Origin of the sequence: Sphaerospermopsis sp. FACHB-1094, from assembly GCF_014696195.1 — a bacterium.
Taxonomy (GTDB): Bacteria; Cyanobacteriota; Cyanobacteriia; order Cyanobacteriales; family Nostocaceae; genus Sphaerospermopsis; species Sphaerospermopsis kisseleviana.
Genome location: NZ_JACJPT010000104.1, coordinates 1 through 18,249, shown reverse-complemented (window position 1 = coordinate 18,249; position 18,249 = coordinate 1). Strand labels below are relative to the sequence as shown.

At 42.2% G+C, this 18,249-nt stretch carries 15 protein-coding genes and 1 pseudogene; 8 read left to right on the top strand and 8 right to left on the bottom strand.

Annotated features, from left to right (window positions below; all coding sequences use genetic code 11):
* Positions 1 to 103 precede the first annotated feature (103 nt).
* A complete protein-coding gene (locus tag H6F47_RS22135) occupies positions 104 to 667 on the bottom strand; it encodes a hypothetical protein (RefSeq protein WP_190651030.1) in 564 nt (187 codons plus the stop codon).
* Between the two features lie 226 nt (positions 668 to 893).
* On the opposite strand from H6F47_RS22135, the gene H6F47_RS22130 reads away from it, so the two are divergent.
* The 3 genes and pseudogenes from H6F47_RS22130 to H6F47_RS22120 all read left to right on the top strand — a co-directional run bounded on the left by H6F47_RS22130 (position 894) and on the right by H6F47_RS22120 (position 2,883).
* Entirely contained in the window at positions 894 to 2,009 is a 1,116-nt protein-coding gene (locus H6F47_RS22130; protein ID WP_190651027.1) for a ferrochelatase, read from the top strand.
* 234 nt (positions 2,010 to 2,243) lie between these two features.
* A pseudogene (locus H6F47_RS22125) lies at positions 2,244 to 2,648 on the top strand (Uma2 family endonuclease); the annotation flags it as partial.
* 7 nt (positions 2,649 to 2,655) lie between these two features.
* Positions 2,656 to 2,883 carry a DUF2281 domain-containing protein gene (locus H6F47_RS22120; RefSeq protein WP_190651025.1) on the top strand — a complete coding sequence of 76 codons (228 nt, stop codon included), beginning with the start codon at positions 2,656 to 2,658 and terminating at the stop codon, positions 2,881 to 2,883.
* 186 nt (positions 2,884 to 3,069) lie between these two features.
* On the opposite strand, the gene H6F47_RS22115 is transcribed toward H6F47_RS22120, so the two are convergent.
* Positions 3,070 to 3,645: a Uma2 family endonuclease gene (locus H6F47_RS22115; protein ID WP_190651023.1), complete on the bottom strand. Its 576-nt coding sequence runs from the start codon at positions 3,643 to 3,645 to the stop codon at positions 3,070 to 3,072.
* Positions 3,646 to 4,020: 375 nt separating this feature from the next.
* Here H6F47_RS22115 and H6F47_RS22110 point away from each other — a divergent pair, with 375 nt between their 5' ends.
* Positions 4,021 to 5,571 (top strand): ATP-binding protein, encoded by a 1,551-nt coding sequence (locus H6F47_RS22110; RefSeq protein WP_190651020.1) that lies wholly within the window; start codon positions 4,021 to 4,023, stop codon positions 5,569 to 5,571.
* 136 nt (positions 5,572 to 5,707) lie between these two features.
* Here the strand turns inward: H6F47_RS22110 and H6F47_RS28175 are convergent, their stop codons facing one another.
* The 4 genes from H6F47_RS28175 to H6F47_RS22085 form a co-directional block, all read right to left on the bottom strand.
* Positions 5,708 to 8,302: a trypsin-like peptidase domain-containing protein gene (locus H6F47_RS28175; RefSeq protein ID WP_242027473.1), complete on the bottom strand. Its 2,595-nt coding sequence runs from the start codon at positions 8,300 to 8,302 to the stop codon at positions 5,708 to 5,710.
* Between the two features lie 10 nt (positions 8,303 to 8,312).
* Entirely contained in the window at positions 8,313 to 9,194 is an 882-nt protein-coding gene (locus H6F47_RS22095) for a serine protease (protein ID WP_190651018.1), read from the bottom strand.
* Positions 9,195 to 9,217: 23 nt separating this feature from the next.
* A complete protein-coding gene (locus H6F47_RS22090; RefSeq protein WP_190651015.1) occupies positions 9,218 to 9,850 on the bottom strand; it encodes a COP23 domain-containing protein in 633 nt (210 codons plus the stop codon).
* A 119-nt stretch (positions 9,851 to 9,969) separates the two neighbouring features.
* Positions 9,970 to 11,652 (bottom strand): serine/threonine-protein kinase, encoded by a 1,683-nt coding sequence (locus H6F47_RS22085; RefSeq protein WP_190651012.1) that lies wholly within the window; start codon positions 11,650 to 11,652, stop codon positions 9,970 to 9,972.
* 160 nt (positions 11,653 to 11,812) lie between these two features.
* Here H6F47_RS22085 and H6F47_RS22080 point away from each other — a divergent pair, with 160 nt between their 5' ends.
* Positions 11,813 to 12,181 (top strand): hypothetical protein, encoded by a 369-nt coding sequence (locus tag H6F47_RS22080; protein WP_190651009.1) that lies wholly within the window; start codon positions 11,813 to 11,815, stop codon positions 12,179 to 12,181.
* A 113-nt stretch (positions 12,182 to 12,294) separates the two neighbouring features.
* Positions 12,295 to 14,193: an ATP-dependent zinc metalloprotease FtsH gene (gene ftsH / locus H6F47_RS22075; RefSeq protein WP_190651006.1), complete on the top strand. Its 1,899-nt coding sequence runs from the start codon at positions 12,295 to 12,297 to the stop codon at positions 14,191 to 14,193.
* A 722-nt stretch (positions 14,194 to 14,915) separates the two neighbouring features.
* On the opposite strand, the gene petA is transcribed toward ftsH, so the two are convergent.
* Together petA and petC are read right to left on the bottom strand one after the other, a co-directional pair.
* Positions 14,916 to 15,917, bottom strand: a complete 1,002-nt coding sequence (gene petA, locus H6F47_RS22070; RefSeq protein ID WP_187041464.1) for a cytochrome f — start codon at positions 15,915 to 15,917, stop codon at positions 14,916 to 14,918.
* 74 nt (positions 15,918 to 15,991) lie between these two features.
* Complete coding sequence (gene petC / locus H6F47_RS22065; protein ID WP_096566273.1) at positions 15,992 to 16,531, bottom strand: cytochrome b6-f complex iron-sulfur subunit; 540 nt, start codon at positions 16,529 to 16,531, stop codon at positions 15,992 to 15,994.
* A gap of 827 nt (positions 16,532 to 17,358) precedes the next feature.
* On the opposite strand from petC, the gene H6F47_RS22060 reads away from it, so the two are divergent.
* Both H6F47_RS22060 and H6F47_RS22055 read left to right on the top strand, forming a co-directional pair.
* Positions 17,359 to 17,667: a DUF3067 family protein gene (locus tag H6F47_RS22060; RefSeq protein WP_096566275.1), complete on the top strand. Its 309-nt coding sequence runs from the start codon at positions 17,359 to 17,361 to the stop codon at positions 17,665 to 17,667.
* 382 nt (positions 17,668 to 18,049) lie between these two features.
* Positions 18,050 to 18,249, top strand: a 200-nt coding sequence (locus tag H6F47_RS22055) for a helix-turn-helix domain-containing protein (RefSeq protein ID WP_190651002.1), incomplete at its 3' end; no start/stop codon positions are given.

Genomic DNA, 18,249 nt, shown 5'->3' with positions numbered 1-18,249 from the left:
CCCAGTCACCAGTCACCAGTCCCCAGTCCCCAGTCACCAGTCCCCAGTCACCAGTCACCAGTCACCAGTCCCCAGTCACCAGTCACCAGTCACCAGTCCCCTGTTATTCATAACTTTTTAACAATATATGCAAAAACTCAGCCGCATTCAGGGATTTTTGGGAGTGGGAAAACCGAATTGATGGATCTGTCCAGTTACCTTGTACTGTTTGGGGCGATCGCCACATTGATAAATGATCAACTGGTGGATCGGCATAAAAATTATCTTCCCCAATACCTAAAATAGCAGAACTCCAATGGGTAAAATAATCATGACTCAGGCGATGTATGGGAAAATTTCCCCATAATGGCACGCCCCAGCCATCTATAGCTATTAATGCTTTCACATTACCACCTTGAAGTTGCCATGTTGTAGCCGCCGCGATCGCACCTACTACACCAGCACTAAAACCAATGAATATAACAGGTGATTCTAGCTTATTACTCAGGCGATCGCGCAAAAACAGTAAAATATGAAGTGCTGATAAAGTGAAAATCCCCTCTCCCGGAAAAACCAGTATATTTAATAACTGCTGATCACCTCTCTCTACATTGGGGTTAAACAAGCTGCTGACAAAGCTTTGCGTTAATTCTATTTCATGAATACCTGGACAAATAATAATATTCATTAGCTTTTATGGTTAAAGATCAACAACCTATGGCATTTGCTCAGTTAATTGTAAGTTAATTGTTAATTTTTACTGGTTAATTGTAAATTTTTCATGATCAGATGTATATTTTTATGTTCACATCTATCCTATCCCCCTGGATGGGATAATAATTAATTAATATGGCGAATTATAGGGTTATACCCTGTGAGGATGTCGCCATTTCGCTTATATTGAGGGAATTATTGTGGTTGCAACTCCAGAAAAAATGCAACATACTCACGAGCATCTACCAGGCCATGATCGCATAGCTGTACTGCTCATGGGTTATGGTGAAGTCGAGAGCTATGAAGATTTTGCCAATTATAATGAACAAGCTTTAAATCTACTTACTGCCAAATTTGCACCAGTACCAACTTGGATTTATCCCACTTTAGCCAAGATTTTAGCTATATTTGATCGTCATGAATGGGGACATACCCATCATGATTTTATCTCACCCCATAATGCCATTTTTGAACAGCAACGGGCAGGAATTGAACACGAATTACAACATAAATGGGGCGGTGGTGTTCAAGTTTTCAAAGCTTTTAACTTTTGCGCTCCTTTTTTACCGCAACAAGTTTTAGCAGAAATCAAAAATCAAGGCTTTGAAAAAATATTGATCTATCCTTTGTTAGTGGTAGATTCTATTTTTACCAGTGGTATTGCTATTGAACAAGTTAATAATGCTTTGGCTGAATTAGCTGATGGTGATGAACATTGGGTGAAAGGAATGCGTTATATTCCTTCTTTCTACAATGAGCCGGAATATATCAATTTAATGGCGCAAATAGTAGAAGAGAAAATCAATTCTGACTTAGCCGATGCCTATTTACCATCACAAATTGGTATTGTGTTGATGAATCATGGATGTCCACACAAAGCCAAAGGTTTTACATCAGGAATTGATGAAAGTCAAGCACTTTACGAATTAGTGAGAGAGAAATTAATTCACCGTTATCCTTTAATTTCTGTCGGTTGGTTAAACCACGATACACCATTAATTGAATGGACTCAACCCAATGCCACTCAAGCAGCTAACAATCTGATTCAATTAGGTGCAAAAGTGGTAATGTTTATGCCCATAGGTTTTGCCACAGAAAACCATGAAACCTTGTTAGATGTACATCACATTATTCATGATTTAGAAAAACAGCATTCTGGTGTGGACTATTTACAAATGGCTTGTGTAAATGATGATCCCCGCTTTTTAGATATGGCTGCGGAATGGGCAAATATTCACATTCAAGAATTAATGGCAGCAGAAGGTAAGGAAGTTAATGTACAGTTAGCTATACATCATCATCACCATCATCATTAGGTGATTGGGGACTGGGGACACTTCGACAAGCTCAGTGCATCGCTGGGGACTGGGGACTGGGTAATGGGTAATTGGTAATGGGTAATTGGTGACAGGTGAAAGATTAATTTTTGTCTGTCACTTTTTCGTGTAAGCTGTAATTTTTATCGGGAATTAGTTACAATATAGGTATTAGTTTTGGGAAAAGATGATGATACAAACTAATATATAGGACTCCTATTTGATTATTGAAAAAAACTCCGGTTATGGAATCATCAGCATAAATTAGGAAAAACTTTTGACTCTTCAACTGGTTTTCATTTTCCAAATGGTGCGGATCGTTCTCCTGATGTGGCTTGGGTAAAACAAGAAAAATGGGATGCTCTCAGTTTAGAACAACAGGAAAGTTTTGCACCTATTTGTCCTGATTTTATGGTGGACTTACGTTCTAAAACTGATTCTTTGGAAAAGTTGCAAGCGAAGATGAGAGAATATATAGAAAATGGTGCTAGTTTGGGTTGGTTAATTGACCGGAAAAATCAGCGATTAGAAATTTATCTTCCAGGTAAAGATGTGGAAGTTTTAGAGCGTCCTGTAAGTTTGTCTGGGGAAGATGTTTTACCTGGGTTTGTGTTAGAATTAACTGAAGTTTGGAATTGATAATATAATGATACAGCCAGTCATTTTAGAAAAATTAGAAGAACTTCCTGAGTCTCTGCAAACAGAGGTACTTCATTACATTGAATTTTTAATAGATAAGCACACTAAAAACTCTACCCAAGCAGAATCAACAAAAAAACGTCGTGTTGGTGGAACAATGAAGGGAATGTTTGTTCTACCACTGCCCGATGATTTTGATGAGCCACTGGAAGATATGAAGGAATATATGGAATGAATAGATTATTATTAGATACTCATGCTTTTATATGGTTTGTCTCGAATGATGTCACCCTACCAGGGTTTTAGTTAGTCGTGATGCGGCTTTTGATGCCTATTCTATTCAGCGTTTGTGGTCATGAAGAAGGCTAATACTCCCATTTATTGAAAATTTTACTTGCTTCAATTCACAAAAATACTCTACTCACTCTAATAACCAATCAAACAATTCTTTTACAGTCAGATGAAAATCTTTGGCAAATTCTGGTACTGGCAAACGTGCATTTGGTTGATCATAAAATGCCGTTGGTTGATCTGGAAAATAAACAAATATAGATTGTTCTTGTGGATCAATTAGCCAGCCCATCTGAGTTCCATAATTGAGACAGTGTAAAATATTTTTAATAACTTTTTTAATAACTTTAGTTTGGCTTTGATCAGGTGAGAGAATTTCAATAGTCCAATCTGGAGCGATCGCAAAAACATTGGCAACTCTGCCATTTTCCTGACGGGGAATTTTATCCCAACAGAAGACAGAAATATCAGGTACAATTGAACGTCCACCAAAAGTACAACGCAATTCTGAAAAAGCTCTGGCAATCTTTTGAGGTTTTAATATTAAATTAATTGCAGGTGATAACTCAGTTTGAATTACACTATGTTCTCCTTGTGGCATTGGTTTTTGGATGATGCTCCCATCAATATATTCGCTTGCAGGTTCGGTTTCTGGCAGTTCTAGGAATTGTTCTAGGGTGATAATTTGAGCAGGTGTTTGTACCATTTGCAGGTTTCCTTATTTATTGATGAGGGAGAATAATCTGTGATATCATTACCTTAGTATTCCTATTTCATAAGCATTCAGCCGTCAGCTAACAGCAGTCAGCAAGAAGCTAAAAAACACGAATTTCATCTGGTAAATTGTCAACCTAGCTGGGTACAAGAGTCTGGTCTTAAACTACCACCAATACCAACAATTTGTACCATAGTTCACCCACAAAACCAGAATTGTTAAACAGCGGAATCATTACGACTCTAACAATTGTAAAGATGAGTTTTGTTTTGTGTCAACAATCAACGGTTCGACTCCGCTCACCGACCACGGTCAACCGTCAACAATCATAGAAGTTATAATCAAATCAACCTTACTTAAACTTTTATGACTAAATGGTTTAACACCGCAGGCCCTTGTAAACCGGATATCCACTATACCCTACCCACCACCGAACGGTTACCAGAGTTAAAACGCCTGATTGACCAACAAAATTACTTTGTCATCCATGCACCCAGACAAACAGGTAAAACCACTGCCATGCTTACCCTAGCACAGGAATTAACAGCTAGTGGTAAATATACCGCCGTTATGGTATCCGCAGAAGTAGGCTCTGCTTTTCCCGATCAGCCAGAAGTAGCAGAAAGAAGGATTTTAGATGCTTGGCAAGATGCTATTGACTGTTGGCTACCAACAGAATTACAACCACCTTTCTTAACTAATGGTAATCCACCTCAACGTATTGGCTCTTTCCTCAAATCCTGGGCAGAAACTTCTCAGCGCCCCTTGGTGGTGTTTATTGATGAAATTGACTCTCTGCAAAATCAAACTTTAATTACTGTTTTAAGACAGTTAAGGGACGGTTTCCCCCGTCGTCCCCAGAGTTTCCCTCAATGTGTGGCTTTAATTGGGATGCGGGATGTACGTGATTATAAGGTAGCTGCCGGTGGTAGTGATAGGTTAAATACCTCTAGCCCCTTTAATATCAAGGTGGAATCTATAACTTTAAGTAATTTTACTTTAAAAGATGTTACTACATTATACAAACAACACACTCAAGCCACAGGGCAAATATTTACCCCCGAAGCCATTAACCACGCTTACTATTTAACCCAGGGTCAACCTTGGTTAGTTAATGCGATCGCCCGTCAAGTTACAGAATACTTAGCAGAAGATGTAAATATTCCCATCACGGTAGATTTAATTAATCAAGCTAAAGATATCTTAATTCAAAGGCAAGACACCCATTTAGATAGTTTAGCAGAGCGATTACGGGAAGATAGGGTAAAAGCGATTATTCAACCCATGTTAGCCGGTGAAGACTTAGGCAATGTTCCTGATGATGATTTACGCTATGTGCTAGATTTAGGTTTATGTAAACGGGATAGAGGTGGTGGCATTGAAATTGCTAATCCTATCTATAAAGAGGTATTCCCCAAAACTTTAGCTAATGTCACAATTGCTTCTTTAACATCTGTTCAACCCACCTGGTTAACACCCACTGGCAAACTGGATGCAGTAGCATTGTTAAATTCATTCTTAGACTTTTGGCGACAACACGGAGAACCATTATTCAAAAGCACTCCCTACCCAGAAATAGCCCCCCACTTAGTATTAATGGCATTTTTACACCGTGTGGTTAATGGTGGTGGCAGCTTAGAGCGAGAATACGCCATAGGCTCTGGCAGAATGGATATATGTCTGCGTTATGGGGATGTAGTCTTAGGGATGGAATTAAAGGTATGGAAACAGGGTAAACCCGACCCCTTACCCAAAGCATTGGTACAATTAGATAAATATTTATCAGGATTAAACTTAGATACAGGATGGTTAGTCATATTTGACCGTCGCCCCGACTTACCCCCCATCAGCGATCGCACTACCACGGAAATAGCTATGAGTCCCCAAGGGAGAAATATTACAGTCATTCGGGGGTAGGTTTGGATTTTTTGATGGTCAACGGTTCGACTCCGCTCACCGACCACGGTTCGACTCCGCTCACCGACCACGGTTCGACTCCGCTCACCGACCACGGTTCGACTCCGCTCACCGACCACAGTCAACACCATGATCATTAACGCCCCCGCCAAATCTTGATAGTACCATCCCAACTCCCAGAGGCTAAAGTTTTACCATCGGGGCTGAAGGCTACTGAATAAACCCACTCTGAATGTCCGGTGAGGGTGGCGATTGACTTCCCCGTGGCGACATCCCACAGTTTGATGGTGTTATCCACACTCCCAGAAGCTAAGGTTTTACCATCGGGGCTGAAGGCTACTGAAATAACCTCTTCTGAATGTCCGGTGAGGGTGGCGATTGACTGACCCGTGGCGACATCCCACAGTTTGATGGTGTTATCCACACTCCCAGAAGCTAAGGTTTTACCATCGGGGCTGAAGGCTACTGAATAAACTGAATAAACCCACTCTGAATGTCCGGTGAGGGTGGCGATTGACTGACCCGTGGCGACATCCCACAGTTTGATGGTTCTATCCCAACTCCCAGAAGCTAAGGTTTTACCATCGGGGCTGAAAGCTACTGAACGAACCAAATCTGAATGTCCGGTGAGGGTGGCGATTGACTTGCCGGTGGCGACATCCCACAGTTTGATGGTGTTATCCCCACTCCCAGAAGCTAAGGTTTTACCATCGGGGCTGAAGGCTACTGAGTAAACCGACGCTGAATGTCCGGTGAGGGTGTTAACTAAGGTAGGATTAGGCCAGGTAACTACAGTGGCGATGGTTTGTAAATTGGGTATCCTTTCCAGAGAAATACCCTGCTGGTACATATCTAGTAAGTCCGCTTGACCATAAATACCAATCACCAATCCCCACTCATTGAGGATCGGACCACCGGTTAACCCCGGTCGGGCTTGACCTGCTAGTTGTAGGTTATACTCACCCTCCTGGTCTGGTCTCTTTTTACCTGGATGTAAAAAATAACGCCGTTCCTGAGCATTACTTTGACTGGGTTCGGGATATCCTGCGGTGTATACCGTTGCTCCTGTGGGGACTGCGCTGGCATCTGCTACTAGGGCGGTGTCATAATTATTCTTACTGGTAAATTCTAATAATCCTAAATCTAATTCCCCTAAACGACTCCTAAGTACGGACTGGTGTTGTTGACCGTCGGGGGTGGTGAGTGTAACTGTCTGGTGCGGGGCTATGAGATGATGGGACGTGAGGACGGTATAGGTGTCACCTTGGCGATTAATGATTACTCCCGAACCCAGTGCGGTTTCCAGGCGCACGGTGATTTTTTGAGACTTGTCATTAACTAGCACATTCACCGGGGTAACAGTTTCTGCGGTCACTGTACTTTCTTGCCAAATCTTGATGGTGTTATCGTCACTCCCAGAAGCTAAGGTTTTACCATCGGGGCTGAAGGCTACTGAATTAACGTCATCTGAATGTCCGGTGAGGGTGGCGATTGACCGCCCGGTGGCGACATCCCACAGTTTGATGGTCTTATCCCAACTCCCAGAAGCTAAGGTTTTACCATCGGGGCTGAAGGCTACTGAAATAACCGACTCTGAATGTCCCGTGAGGGTGGCGATTAACCGCCGGGTGGCGACATCCCACAGTTTGATCGTGTCATCCAAACTCCCAGAAGCTAAGGTTTTACCATCGGGGCTGAAGGCTACTGAAATAACCCACTCTGAATGTCCGGTGAGGGTGGCGATTGACTGACCCGTGGCGACATCCCACAGTTTGATCGTGTCATCCAAACTCCCAGAAGCTAAGGTTTTACCATCGGGGCTGAAGGCTACTGAATTAACGTCATCTGAATGTCCGGTGAGGGTGGCGATTGACTGACCCGTGGCGACATCCCACAGTTTGATGGTGTTATCATCACTCCCAGAAGCTAAGGTTTTACCATCGGGGCTGAAAGCTACTGAAATAACCCACTTTGAATGTCCCGTGAGGGTGTTAACTAAGGTAGAACTTGACCAGGTAACCACCCGCGCCCGTCGGGAGAGGTCAGGGATTTTCTCTATAGGGATACCCTGCACCCCTTGTATTTTTGTGGAGTCCAGTTCCGATTTACCATAGATGCCAATGACAAACCCCCGCTGGTCAAAAATTGGTCCGCCACTGACTCCCGGTTGGGGTTTACCGGACATAATTAAGTCGTATCCTTGCTTTTCTCCCTGACTGCGGGATGTCAGTTGATCTTCTGTAAACTTATACTGTCTAGGATTGGTATTTTTGGGGGCATTGGCGGGAAACCCGGCATAATATAGGGGAGAACCGTTGTTGACTGTGCGGGAATCTGCTACCGCTGCCACTCTATACTCTTTAGTGCTGGTGAAAGTAATGATGGCTAAATCTAATCCTCGTAGGCGCTCAATTTTGTCAATCTCGTGGCTTTCTCCATCCCCAGTAATTATCTCGTAATCCCCAGTAATTACCTGATTGTCCCCTGGCTTTTTCACAACATGAAAGGCAGTCAGGACAGTATAAACATTACCTTGACGATTAATTATTACCCCAGAACCTACACCATCCAAGCCACCGATATTGACGGTGATTTGTCGGGCAATGTTGTTAATTTCGGCTGCTGGCACCCTGGGTATTGTCACTGGGTTAACAGCTAGGACTGGTTGTAAATACACTACTGCTGCTGTGGTAGCGCCTAAAATTACTGCTAGTTCGGGGGTAAATTTCATAGATAATCTATCACCTGAAGGTAAACTGGCCAGGGAAAAAATCACTGACGGGAATACCCCAACTATATTGAATAATGGTGGCTACATCCCTGGGGTTAACAGAAGAGCCATCGGCAAATACATAGGAATTACCCCAAATAGGTTGGGCATGAAGTCCGTTAATACCTACTACTTCGCCTCTACAGTTCAACAATGGTCCACCACTCATACCTTTAATTACATCACTGGTGTAACCAATGCGGTATCCCCCCTCTAGGGGTTTGGGTAATATCTGGGTGATTTCACCGGGTTTAATGGCTAAGTTGCCATCAGCCGGGGTTTTACGTCTGGTTTGTCCAGGGGCTTGTGGAGACAGGGGGAAACCAGCGGCCATGACAAAGCCTGAACGGGGAGCAACATTTGCCATGGTGGCAGGGTTGTAATGTCCCCTATGGTATTTAAACTGTAACAGGGCTAAATCTTTACCAAGGAAATGGGTTTTATCCTCTACAGCGGTAACGGTGTGATATAAACCATCGAAGGTTTCAACCCAGTATGGGGCTGTACCTGCCTGTAAAACATGGTGATTGGTGATGATGCTATAGGTGTCACCAGCTTTACTCACCAACACCCCAGAACCAAGGGGCAGATAGTTACCATTTCGGTCAGGGCGATGGATAATTTTAACTGTAATTAACCGAGCTTCTGCCTGTACTGCGGTTTCCCCAGGGCAATAGTTATTACTTATCCTATTACTTATCCTATTACTAACCCTATTACTTACCCTATTACTTACCCTATTACTTACCTCTGGGGTGAGAGGCGGTGAAGCATCCACTATCCCAGACACCCCAGAAGTGATGGCGGCACTCACTGTCACCAAAATTGTGAGGAATTTTTTCCACTCACTCATCTGCGCCTCTCAAAGGTTTTAAGTTACCAAATGTTGTCGGACTGCGGCTGTGGCTGCGGTGGATGAGAATTGGCACTAGGGATAGACAAGTGAGCGTTAATAATATCATCTATGCTCACCCTGACAACCCCATCACTATCCCCGTCGGGAATTGCAACTCTGCCGCGATCATTGCTGTTCAACAAAACTGCTTGACCAGAGGCACTACGACGGGTATTTAATAGACTATCTAGGAACTTGCCGGGATCTGTGCCATTGGTGACTGTCAGCAAAGTATTCTTACTATTGCAGACTTGTTCACCAATACCTAAACCGCAGATGACTGGTTGATTATTCACCCTTCCCACTGCCAGGGCTTGGAGTTTTCCTTGACGATGCAATTCTTCAAACCGTCGAGACACAAACTGGCAACGTTTCCGGGGTGTCCAGGTATCATTAATCCTACTATTTTCAGTCCAAGTAATAATGGGGACATTACCAGTACGGTGACGTACCATGGTAGCAGGGTAGGCAACATCTGCATTTGTAGCCCAGTTAGTCCCACAGAAAAAGTCCTGGGATTGGGCTGCTGTGGGTTGGCTATTAATCACTGCAACGCTAGATACACTAAAGGCTACAGCTAGGGATGTTAGAGGTACTTTCAAGTATTTTTTCATAACAGGGCTATGAAGTTGTAAAGGGATACTTTGGTTAATATTCTTGAATATTTGGGCTGTTGGTAGCAATAATAGCCCGCTGCTGCTACTGTAGCATCATTCCACACCTATGTAAACAATTAACTGCTAAATTTTAACCTTGGGTTTACGGACTGGGAGTTTGTAGCTGGTAAATTAATTTTCCAGGAAGGTAATATATGCTTCTTGACGGTGGAGACGAATTGACTATAAGATGGTTCTTCACCTTTATAGGTGAGAATATACAGTTTTCCCCCGTAGATCGTCCAAGTTTCTAGAAAACGCACTGATCTGTTAGGGTCTTGTTTGTTGGTGTAAACCACTTGATACCCTGGACGTTGATTAATGGTAATCTGTTGAGATGTGTCAATAGTATGCCCTTGGTCTTTGAGTTTTTGTAAATAGGAGTTGGTATACCCTGTCAGGGTTTCCCCTGGAGGTAACTCTTCTTGGCTAATGAAGACAGAGGGAGAGTCAGAACTACTGCGGAAGTTGGTGGGAGTCAACTCAAATTTTAATCCTGGGAAGAAAACGTTTATTGGCTTCGGCTTGACAATCCAATTTTGAGGATAGTTTAACTCAATTCCAGTGTTCGGATCTTTCAATATCCTCAGTTGGGGACTGGGCGGAATCCGGTTAACAATAATATATATAAATATAAACACCGCCATCATCACCGCCGTCGCACCGCCTATCAGTAGTTTTAATGGCCTTTGTTTCCCGGTAGCAGTAATCTTAGTTGGATCATCATTACCTGAATTTGTCTCCTGATTTTTTGAGGTAACTTTCTCCACAGCCTCAATTACTTCCGCCGCTGACTGATACCGCGCCTCTGGTTGTGGATGTAGCATTTTATCTAGTATGTCAGCCAATTTATTACTGACAATCCCAGGGTATTTGTTTCTCCATTCCCATTGATTAGCGTAATTACGGATATTCTTCAGGTCGTCCTTAGTTAATAATTGAATACATGATGCTGCTAGGGCATATAAATCCGTGGCAGGGTAAACAATTCTTCCTTGTTCTGGGGGGGCGTATAGAGGAGTGCTAAACACTAAAGATTTTTGGGGATCATTTTCTCCGGGTATAATCTGCTTAACGGCACCAAAATCAATGAGAACTAGCTTGTTAGTCCCTTGTTCCCTGATAATATTACTGGGTTTAATATCCCGATGGATACTGAGTTTACCATCATAGTTAACACTGTGAATTAGTTTCAGCACTGGGAGAATTTGCTGTAACACATCAATAATCTCTGATTCTGAGAATCGTCTTCGGCTGTTCAACTCCTGGGATAAGTCTTCACCCTCAATGTATTGTTGCACTAAATATTTATATTCATATTGATATTCATATTGATATTCAAAGTCAGTATTTTCCCCAAAGGAGGGAGCGGTGAAGCTGAAATAATCGTATAAAGAGGGAATTTGTCCGGTTTTATCCCCTAAAGATTCTAAAACCCGCGCCTCCCGTTCAAAGGCTTTTTCAATAGCTTGTTTTATCGCTGCTTTTTGTTCGGGTGTTTTGTTTGCACCTAAATTTTTAGGATTAATATACAATCTTTTAATCACACAGTAATCTTGATTCAAGCGTCCTAAGTTAACAGCTTGAAAAGTTTCCCCAAACCCTCCTTTACCCAGGGGCTTTATGGGTTGATACCGCCCCTTTGAACTTGATAGAATCAGGGGCATTCCACAGGCTTGACAGGTGGGGTCATTCTCTTCTAAGTGGTTTTCAGGTTTGGGGCAGCCTAGCCTGGTACAATAATATGCTTGGGGAGGCATGGTAGTGAGGTTGGGTAATATTCATAGTTACTAAAAATATAATCACATTATAGTTAGTTAATGAACCGCTGTATAAAACCTACTGAAATATAGGACTAATATAGGACTCCTATTTGATTATTGAAAAAAACTCCATACACCAAAATTCTCTAAAAGCCTCTTGCCTCTTGCCTTCTTTCCCAATCACCCATCACCAATCACCCATCACCCATCACCCATCACCCATCACCCATCACCAATCACCAATCACCAATCACCAATCACCAATCACCAATCACCAATCACCCATCACCCATCACCCATCACCAATCACCCATCACCAATCACCAATCACCAATCACCAATCACCAATCACCAATCACCCATCACCAATCACCCATCACCCATCACCCATCACCTATCACCTATCACCTATCACCAATCACCAATCACCAATCACCAATCACCAATCACCAATCACCCATCACCCATCACCCATCACCCATCACCCATCACCAATCACCAATCACCCATCACCAATTTCTCATAGCTCGAAGTTAAACTAGATAAGAAAACAGTAATTTCCAGTTATTGCTATTTCTGTAAGAAGAATAGGCATAAAACCAAAAATTCGCTTATGCCAAAATTAAAAGGGTAAATATTATGACAAAAGTTGCTAAAAAGGCATTGAGAAAACAGCATCAAACAAAGCGAGTAGCTTGGACTGGGGCATTAGCAGCCGCTATGATCATGTTGCCGGGAATGTTTGGGGGTAGTCCCGTCTTGGCACAAAAAGCAGAACGTAACTCTTTATCTTACGGGGAATTGCTGCAAAAAACCGAGCAAGGGCTGGTTAAAAGAGTCGAAATTGATGAAACCGAACAAATAGCTAAAGTTTATTTAGCAGATCAAAAACCCGATGCACCACCTATAGCGGTACGGCTTTTAGATCAAAACTCGGAGTTAATAAACAAACTCAAAGAAAAAAATGTTGAGTTTGGTCAGGTTTCCTCTGCTAATAGTAGAGCAGCCGTAGGATTATTAATCAACCTGATGTGGATTTTACCACTGGTGGCGTTAATGCTGTTGTTCCTGCGCCGTTCTGCCAATGCTTCTAACCAAGCTTTGAATTTTGGTAAATCTCGCGCTCGGTTTCAAATGGAAGCGAAAACGGGAGTAAAATTTGATGATGTGGCGGGAATTGAAGAAGCCAAGGAAGAATTACAGGAAGTTGTTACTTTTTTGAAACAACCAGAAAAATTTACCGCAGTGGGGGCGAAAATTCCCAAAGGCGTGCTGTTAATTGGACCCCCAGGTACAGGTAAAACTTTACTAGCAAAAGCGATCGCCGGTGAAGCTGCTGTACCATTTTTCAGTATTTCCGGTTCAGAATTTGTAGAAATGTTTGTGGGTGTGGGTGCTTCCCGTGTCCGTGACTTGTTCAAAAAAGCCAAAGATAACGCTCCTTGTATTATCTTTATAGATGAAATTGACGCAGTAGGTAGACAGCGGGGTGCAGGTATCGGTGGTGGTAATGATGAGAGAGAGCAAACCTTAAACCAGCTATTAACAGAAATGGATGGTTTTGAAGGTAACACAGGTATTATTATTATTGCCGCTACCAACCGTCCTGATGTCTTAGATTCAGCTTTGTTGCGTCCTGGTCGTTTTGATAGACAAGTTATTGTCGATGCACCAGACTTAAAAGGACGTTTGGAAATCTTGCAAGTTCATGCACGGAACAAAAAATTAGATCCGAGTGTGTCCTTAGATGCGATCGCCCGACGGACTCCTGGTTTTACCGGTGCAGACTTAGCTAACCTCCTCAATGAAGCAGCTATTCTCACAGCTAGAAGACGCAAAGAAGCAATTACCATTTTAGAAATAGATGATGCTGTAGATCGGGTAGTTGCGGGAATGGAGGGTACTGCTTTAGTAGACAGTAAAAACAAACGTTTAATTGCTTACCATGAAGTGGGACACGCTTTAATAGGTACATTGGTTAAAGACCATGATCCAGTCCAAAAAGTTACCCTCATTCCCCGAGGACAAGCATTAGGTTTAACTTGGTTTACACCCAATGAAGAACAGGGTTTAATTTCCCGTTCCCAAATTTTAGCCCGAATTATGGCAGCTTTAGGCGGTCGTGCGGCTGAGGAAATAGTGTTTGGGAAACCGGAAGTTACCACAGGTGCGGGTAATGATTTGCAACAAGTGACAAACATGGCCAGACAAATGGTAACAAGGTTTGGGATGTCTGATTTAGGTCCATTATCCTTGGAAAGTCAAAATAATAGTGATATATTTTTGGGACGTGACTGGGGAAATAAATCAGAATATTCTGAAGAAATTGCTGGTAAAATTGATGCTCAAGTCAGAGAGATTGTCAGCAATTGTTATGTGAAGGTAAAAGAATTACTGCAAGAAAACCGCATGATTATGGAGCGTTTAGTTGATATGTTAGCGGAAGAAGAAACCATTGATGGAGATGTTTTCCGCAAAATTGTAGAAGAGAATATTCAAGATCGGGTGCAAGATCAAAAGTTAGCTGTTTATCATTAGACATCTGGTGGAGGAGATCAAGGAGTCAGGAGTTCAAGGATATCAAGGAGTTTTTTGTATTTGGAAACGAGGTAAAAACCAACAAAGTGCAAGGTTTTCCTACTCATAGTTTCCAAAACCTTGCACCTATTTTCTTTGTTATCACCCTCAAACTCTTTATTCATAGTGGGTTTCAGTTTATTCAGCAAACCCTAAGTAGGGGTTGCTGAGAAAGTCTTTCCGTGAGGGCATAGGAGTCAGGAGTCAGGAGTCAGGAGTCAGTAGGAGATTGGAAAATTTCTTTGCCATCTCTTGAAATCCCCAAAAATGCACACTTTTTCCGGTATACCCTTCAAAACCCTTGCACTAATTTCTGTGTTTATCAGCCTCTAACCTTTGATATATCAAGGTTTTAGGTTTATTCAGCAAACCCTAAGTATTAAGTTATGGGGAATTGGGAATTGGGAATTGGGAAAATACAGCACTTCCCGGTGTTATGAGGTACAGAGATGAATCATAAAACTCTTGTGGTGCGGGCATACTTCGACAAGCTCAGTACAAGTCTTGCCCGCTACTGGTGTACTTCACTTATATGAAATCTGCTGTAAAATCCTTTCTTCCTGACTCCTGACTCCTGACTCCTGACTCCTGACTCCTGACTCCTGACTCCTGACTCCTGACTCCTGTGATAAAAAAAAGACAGGCATCTTGCCTGTCCCACAAATCATTGTTTAGTAAAGAATTTAGAAATTCATCTCAGCAGCTTGGACTTTTTCCACCTGCTTCTTCTTCAGCACTAACATAACTTGTGCTAACATCACTAAACAGATAAAGGCGATCAAACCTGTGACTCTGTTGGGGTTTTGTAAGACGATTTCTGTATCTTTCTGACCAAAACCACCGACGTTGGGGTTATTGGTTAAAGCGTCACCAGATGCAACTGTTTGTCCTTCAGAAACAATCAGTTCTGGACCTGCGGGAACGGTATCGTTAACAACTTCACCGCTGTCGGTTTTGATGCTAACTACATACTTAACGTTACCGTCTTCATCTTCTGTTTTGGCAATCTTGCTGATTGTACCAGCAGCGGAAGCGTTGTAAACGTTGTTATTGCTCTTTTCACCTGTGGGGTAAACTTGTCCACGTCCTCTGTTACCGCCTACATGAACGGCATATTTGCCAAAGTAGATATTTTTGTCGGTAGCAGGGTTAGGTGAAAGCACAGGGAAGACGATTTCTTGATGTTCTTCTCCTGGTAAGGGTCCAACTATCACCACGTTTTCCTGGTCTTCTCTGTAGGTTTGGAAGTAAACATCGCCTACTTCTTCCTTCATTTCTTCAGGAATGCGGTCTTCTGGTGCAATTTTGAAGCCTTCGGGTAACATCAATACAGCACCGACGTTTAAACCGACTTTAGAACCATCAGCACCTACTTGCTGTACGTTGGTATCGTAGGGGATTTTGACGATCGCTTTAAATACGGTGTCAGGTAATACTGATTGGGGTACTTCTACTTCTGTGTTTTTTGCTGCTAGGTGACAGTTAGCGCAAACAATCCTTCCTGTGGCTTCGCGGGGTGTTTCAGGAGCGGTTTCCTGCGCCCAGAAGGGATAAGCAGCAGCTGTTTGGGGGTGAGCAATATCGCTGGTGAAGAAAAATGTCACAGTAGCGATCGCTATTAGTAATGTATTTAACATTACTTTAGCAGCGCGGGTTAACCTCGCTGGTGTACGGGGGTTTCTCATCTCTATAAAGTCAGTTGTCAGTGGTCAGTTGTCAGTGGTGATTGTTCAGCATTAAAGCTGAACCATTGCATTGTTTAAGCCCACCAAGGTTCTTCACCAGTGCGGAAGTCGGTTTCTGTCCAAGGGGTCAAAACGATTTTGTCATCGTTGACATTCGCATGAGCTAAAGCTAAAGACCTGGGTGCAGGTCCGCGGACCACTTTACCAGTAGCATCGTACTGGGAACCGTGACAAGGGCATTTAAACTTGTTCTCTGCTACGTTCCAAGGAACAACACAACCTAAGTGGGTGCAAATAGCGTTAATGCCATAGTCTGTGATCGCTTCTTTGCTTTCTACCACAATATAGGTAGGATCTCCCTTGAGTCCTTGGACAAGGGTGCGATCGCCTACGTTATGACTGCTGAGAAACTTACTAACACTAACATCGTTACCCAGTTCATCTTTTGCTACTGTACCACCACCAGCACCACCGCTGGCGGGGGGGATAAAGTAGTTAACAACAGGATACAATACACCAGCAGCTACTCCGGTGACAGTCCCAAAAGTCAGCAGGTTCATGAACTGACGACGACCCATATCGGGTACGTCCATTGATTCAGAAAATTGAGCCATAGTCTACGCGCTCTTTGTGTAATTTGTTCAGCAATTTTGACAAGAGTGGTAGCAACTAGCCTCACACTTTGCCTGAGTCGAAATGCTAACGCCCCCAGTGATGCCATACTTCTTGGTAAGAAGACCTATCTAGCATTACCTTCTGTTAGCATTACATTTCTTTATATCCTTATCATAGTTTCAAAAAGCATAGACAAATATCTCATGCTTTCTGTTTGCTGGGAATCACCCCAACAGGACTTACTACCACACCCTCTATCCCTAGTCTAAAAGCTGTTGGGACTACTTTAAAGAAAATATTTTGCGGGTTCTCTGTTTTCAGTTCTGATTGGATTAGCTACTCTTGAGAATGTTTTACTTTGTCTGATTTATAGGATTTCCTGTCACACAGGAGCTATGGTCAGATCAATTCTGACTCTCCCCAGTCTCAGAGCCGGACTTTCACCACTTCTCAAGGATCTACGCTTCTTGAACTCAAGACTAAATATATCACATTCACATCTTGCATCACAGATGCAGACAAAACATGATAATATTTCTGTACTATAAATATTAATATTTTGAGTAAGTAAGTCGGCTCTAAATGTAAAATCTAAATGAGAGCAGCCATGATCTCGTTAAGTTGGTGTTGATTTTTTTTTAGATGTGTAACAATCAGATGTTACGCAGCTAAACTTGATAATCCTAATATAGTTAAGTCTTGTGCTGCGGTCATATTGCTCGCTAGACTTATCCAAATTAAATGCAAAACAGTTTATCTGACTATGTAATTCACTTGCATGGCATTTAACTAAAATAAACAATACAACAATAAATCTTAAAGCATTATGACTGGCAAGGAATTACGTCAACTGTTAATTGATAAATGGGGATATTCCTACGATGTCCAGTTCCGCAGGACGCAAGGAAAGATATTTCTGCAAATTATGTGGAAATATCTTGAACAAGCTTCATTCCCTTTAAGCGAACCAGAATATCAAGAACATCTGGATAGCATCGCTAATTATCTCAACGCTTTGGGTGGAACGAGTCAAGTACAAACTTTTGTTGAACAAACTAAAGAGCGTCCCCGATTGGGTAAAGCTGTAAGTATTCCTCTTGACTTGGGCGATCGCGCATCTGAATGGATAGTGTAGGTTGTGACTGGTGACTGGGGACAGATAATATTTTTATATGAAAATATAGCATTTACCAAGCTAGTGAGGTACAGAGTTTTTTATCTTAGGGAATTGGGAATTGGGAATTGGGAATTGGGAATTGGGAATTGGGAATTGGGAACAGTAAATAAATTAGGGTGTACCTCATGAGACTGGGAAACGCTATATCATGTCAAAAAAGCCAAGATGGGAAAATAAGAATTAAAATTGATTAATCCATTTGCAGAAAGGAAAAAAGTTTGGGTACATTGGGGTTAGTAGCTAGTTAATGTTTTCTTAACCAATAATAACAAATACTCACATTTGCTGAAAATTTCCTGTCATCTTTTGCTTTGTGACAGAATTACAGTAAAATCACTGTATGCTACTAGGATTCAAAACCCAACTCAAAGTTAACAAGCAACAACAACTACTACTGGCGCAACACGCAGGAGTAGCCAGACACGCTTGGAATCAAGGTTTAGCACTTTGTCAACAGGTATTATTACATAATAAACTTCAACCAGAAGAAAAAATCAAATTTCCCACAGCCATAGATTTACACAAATGGTTAGTAGCAGC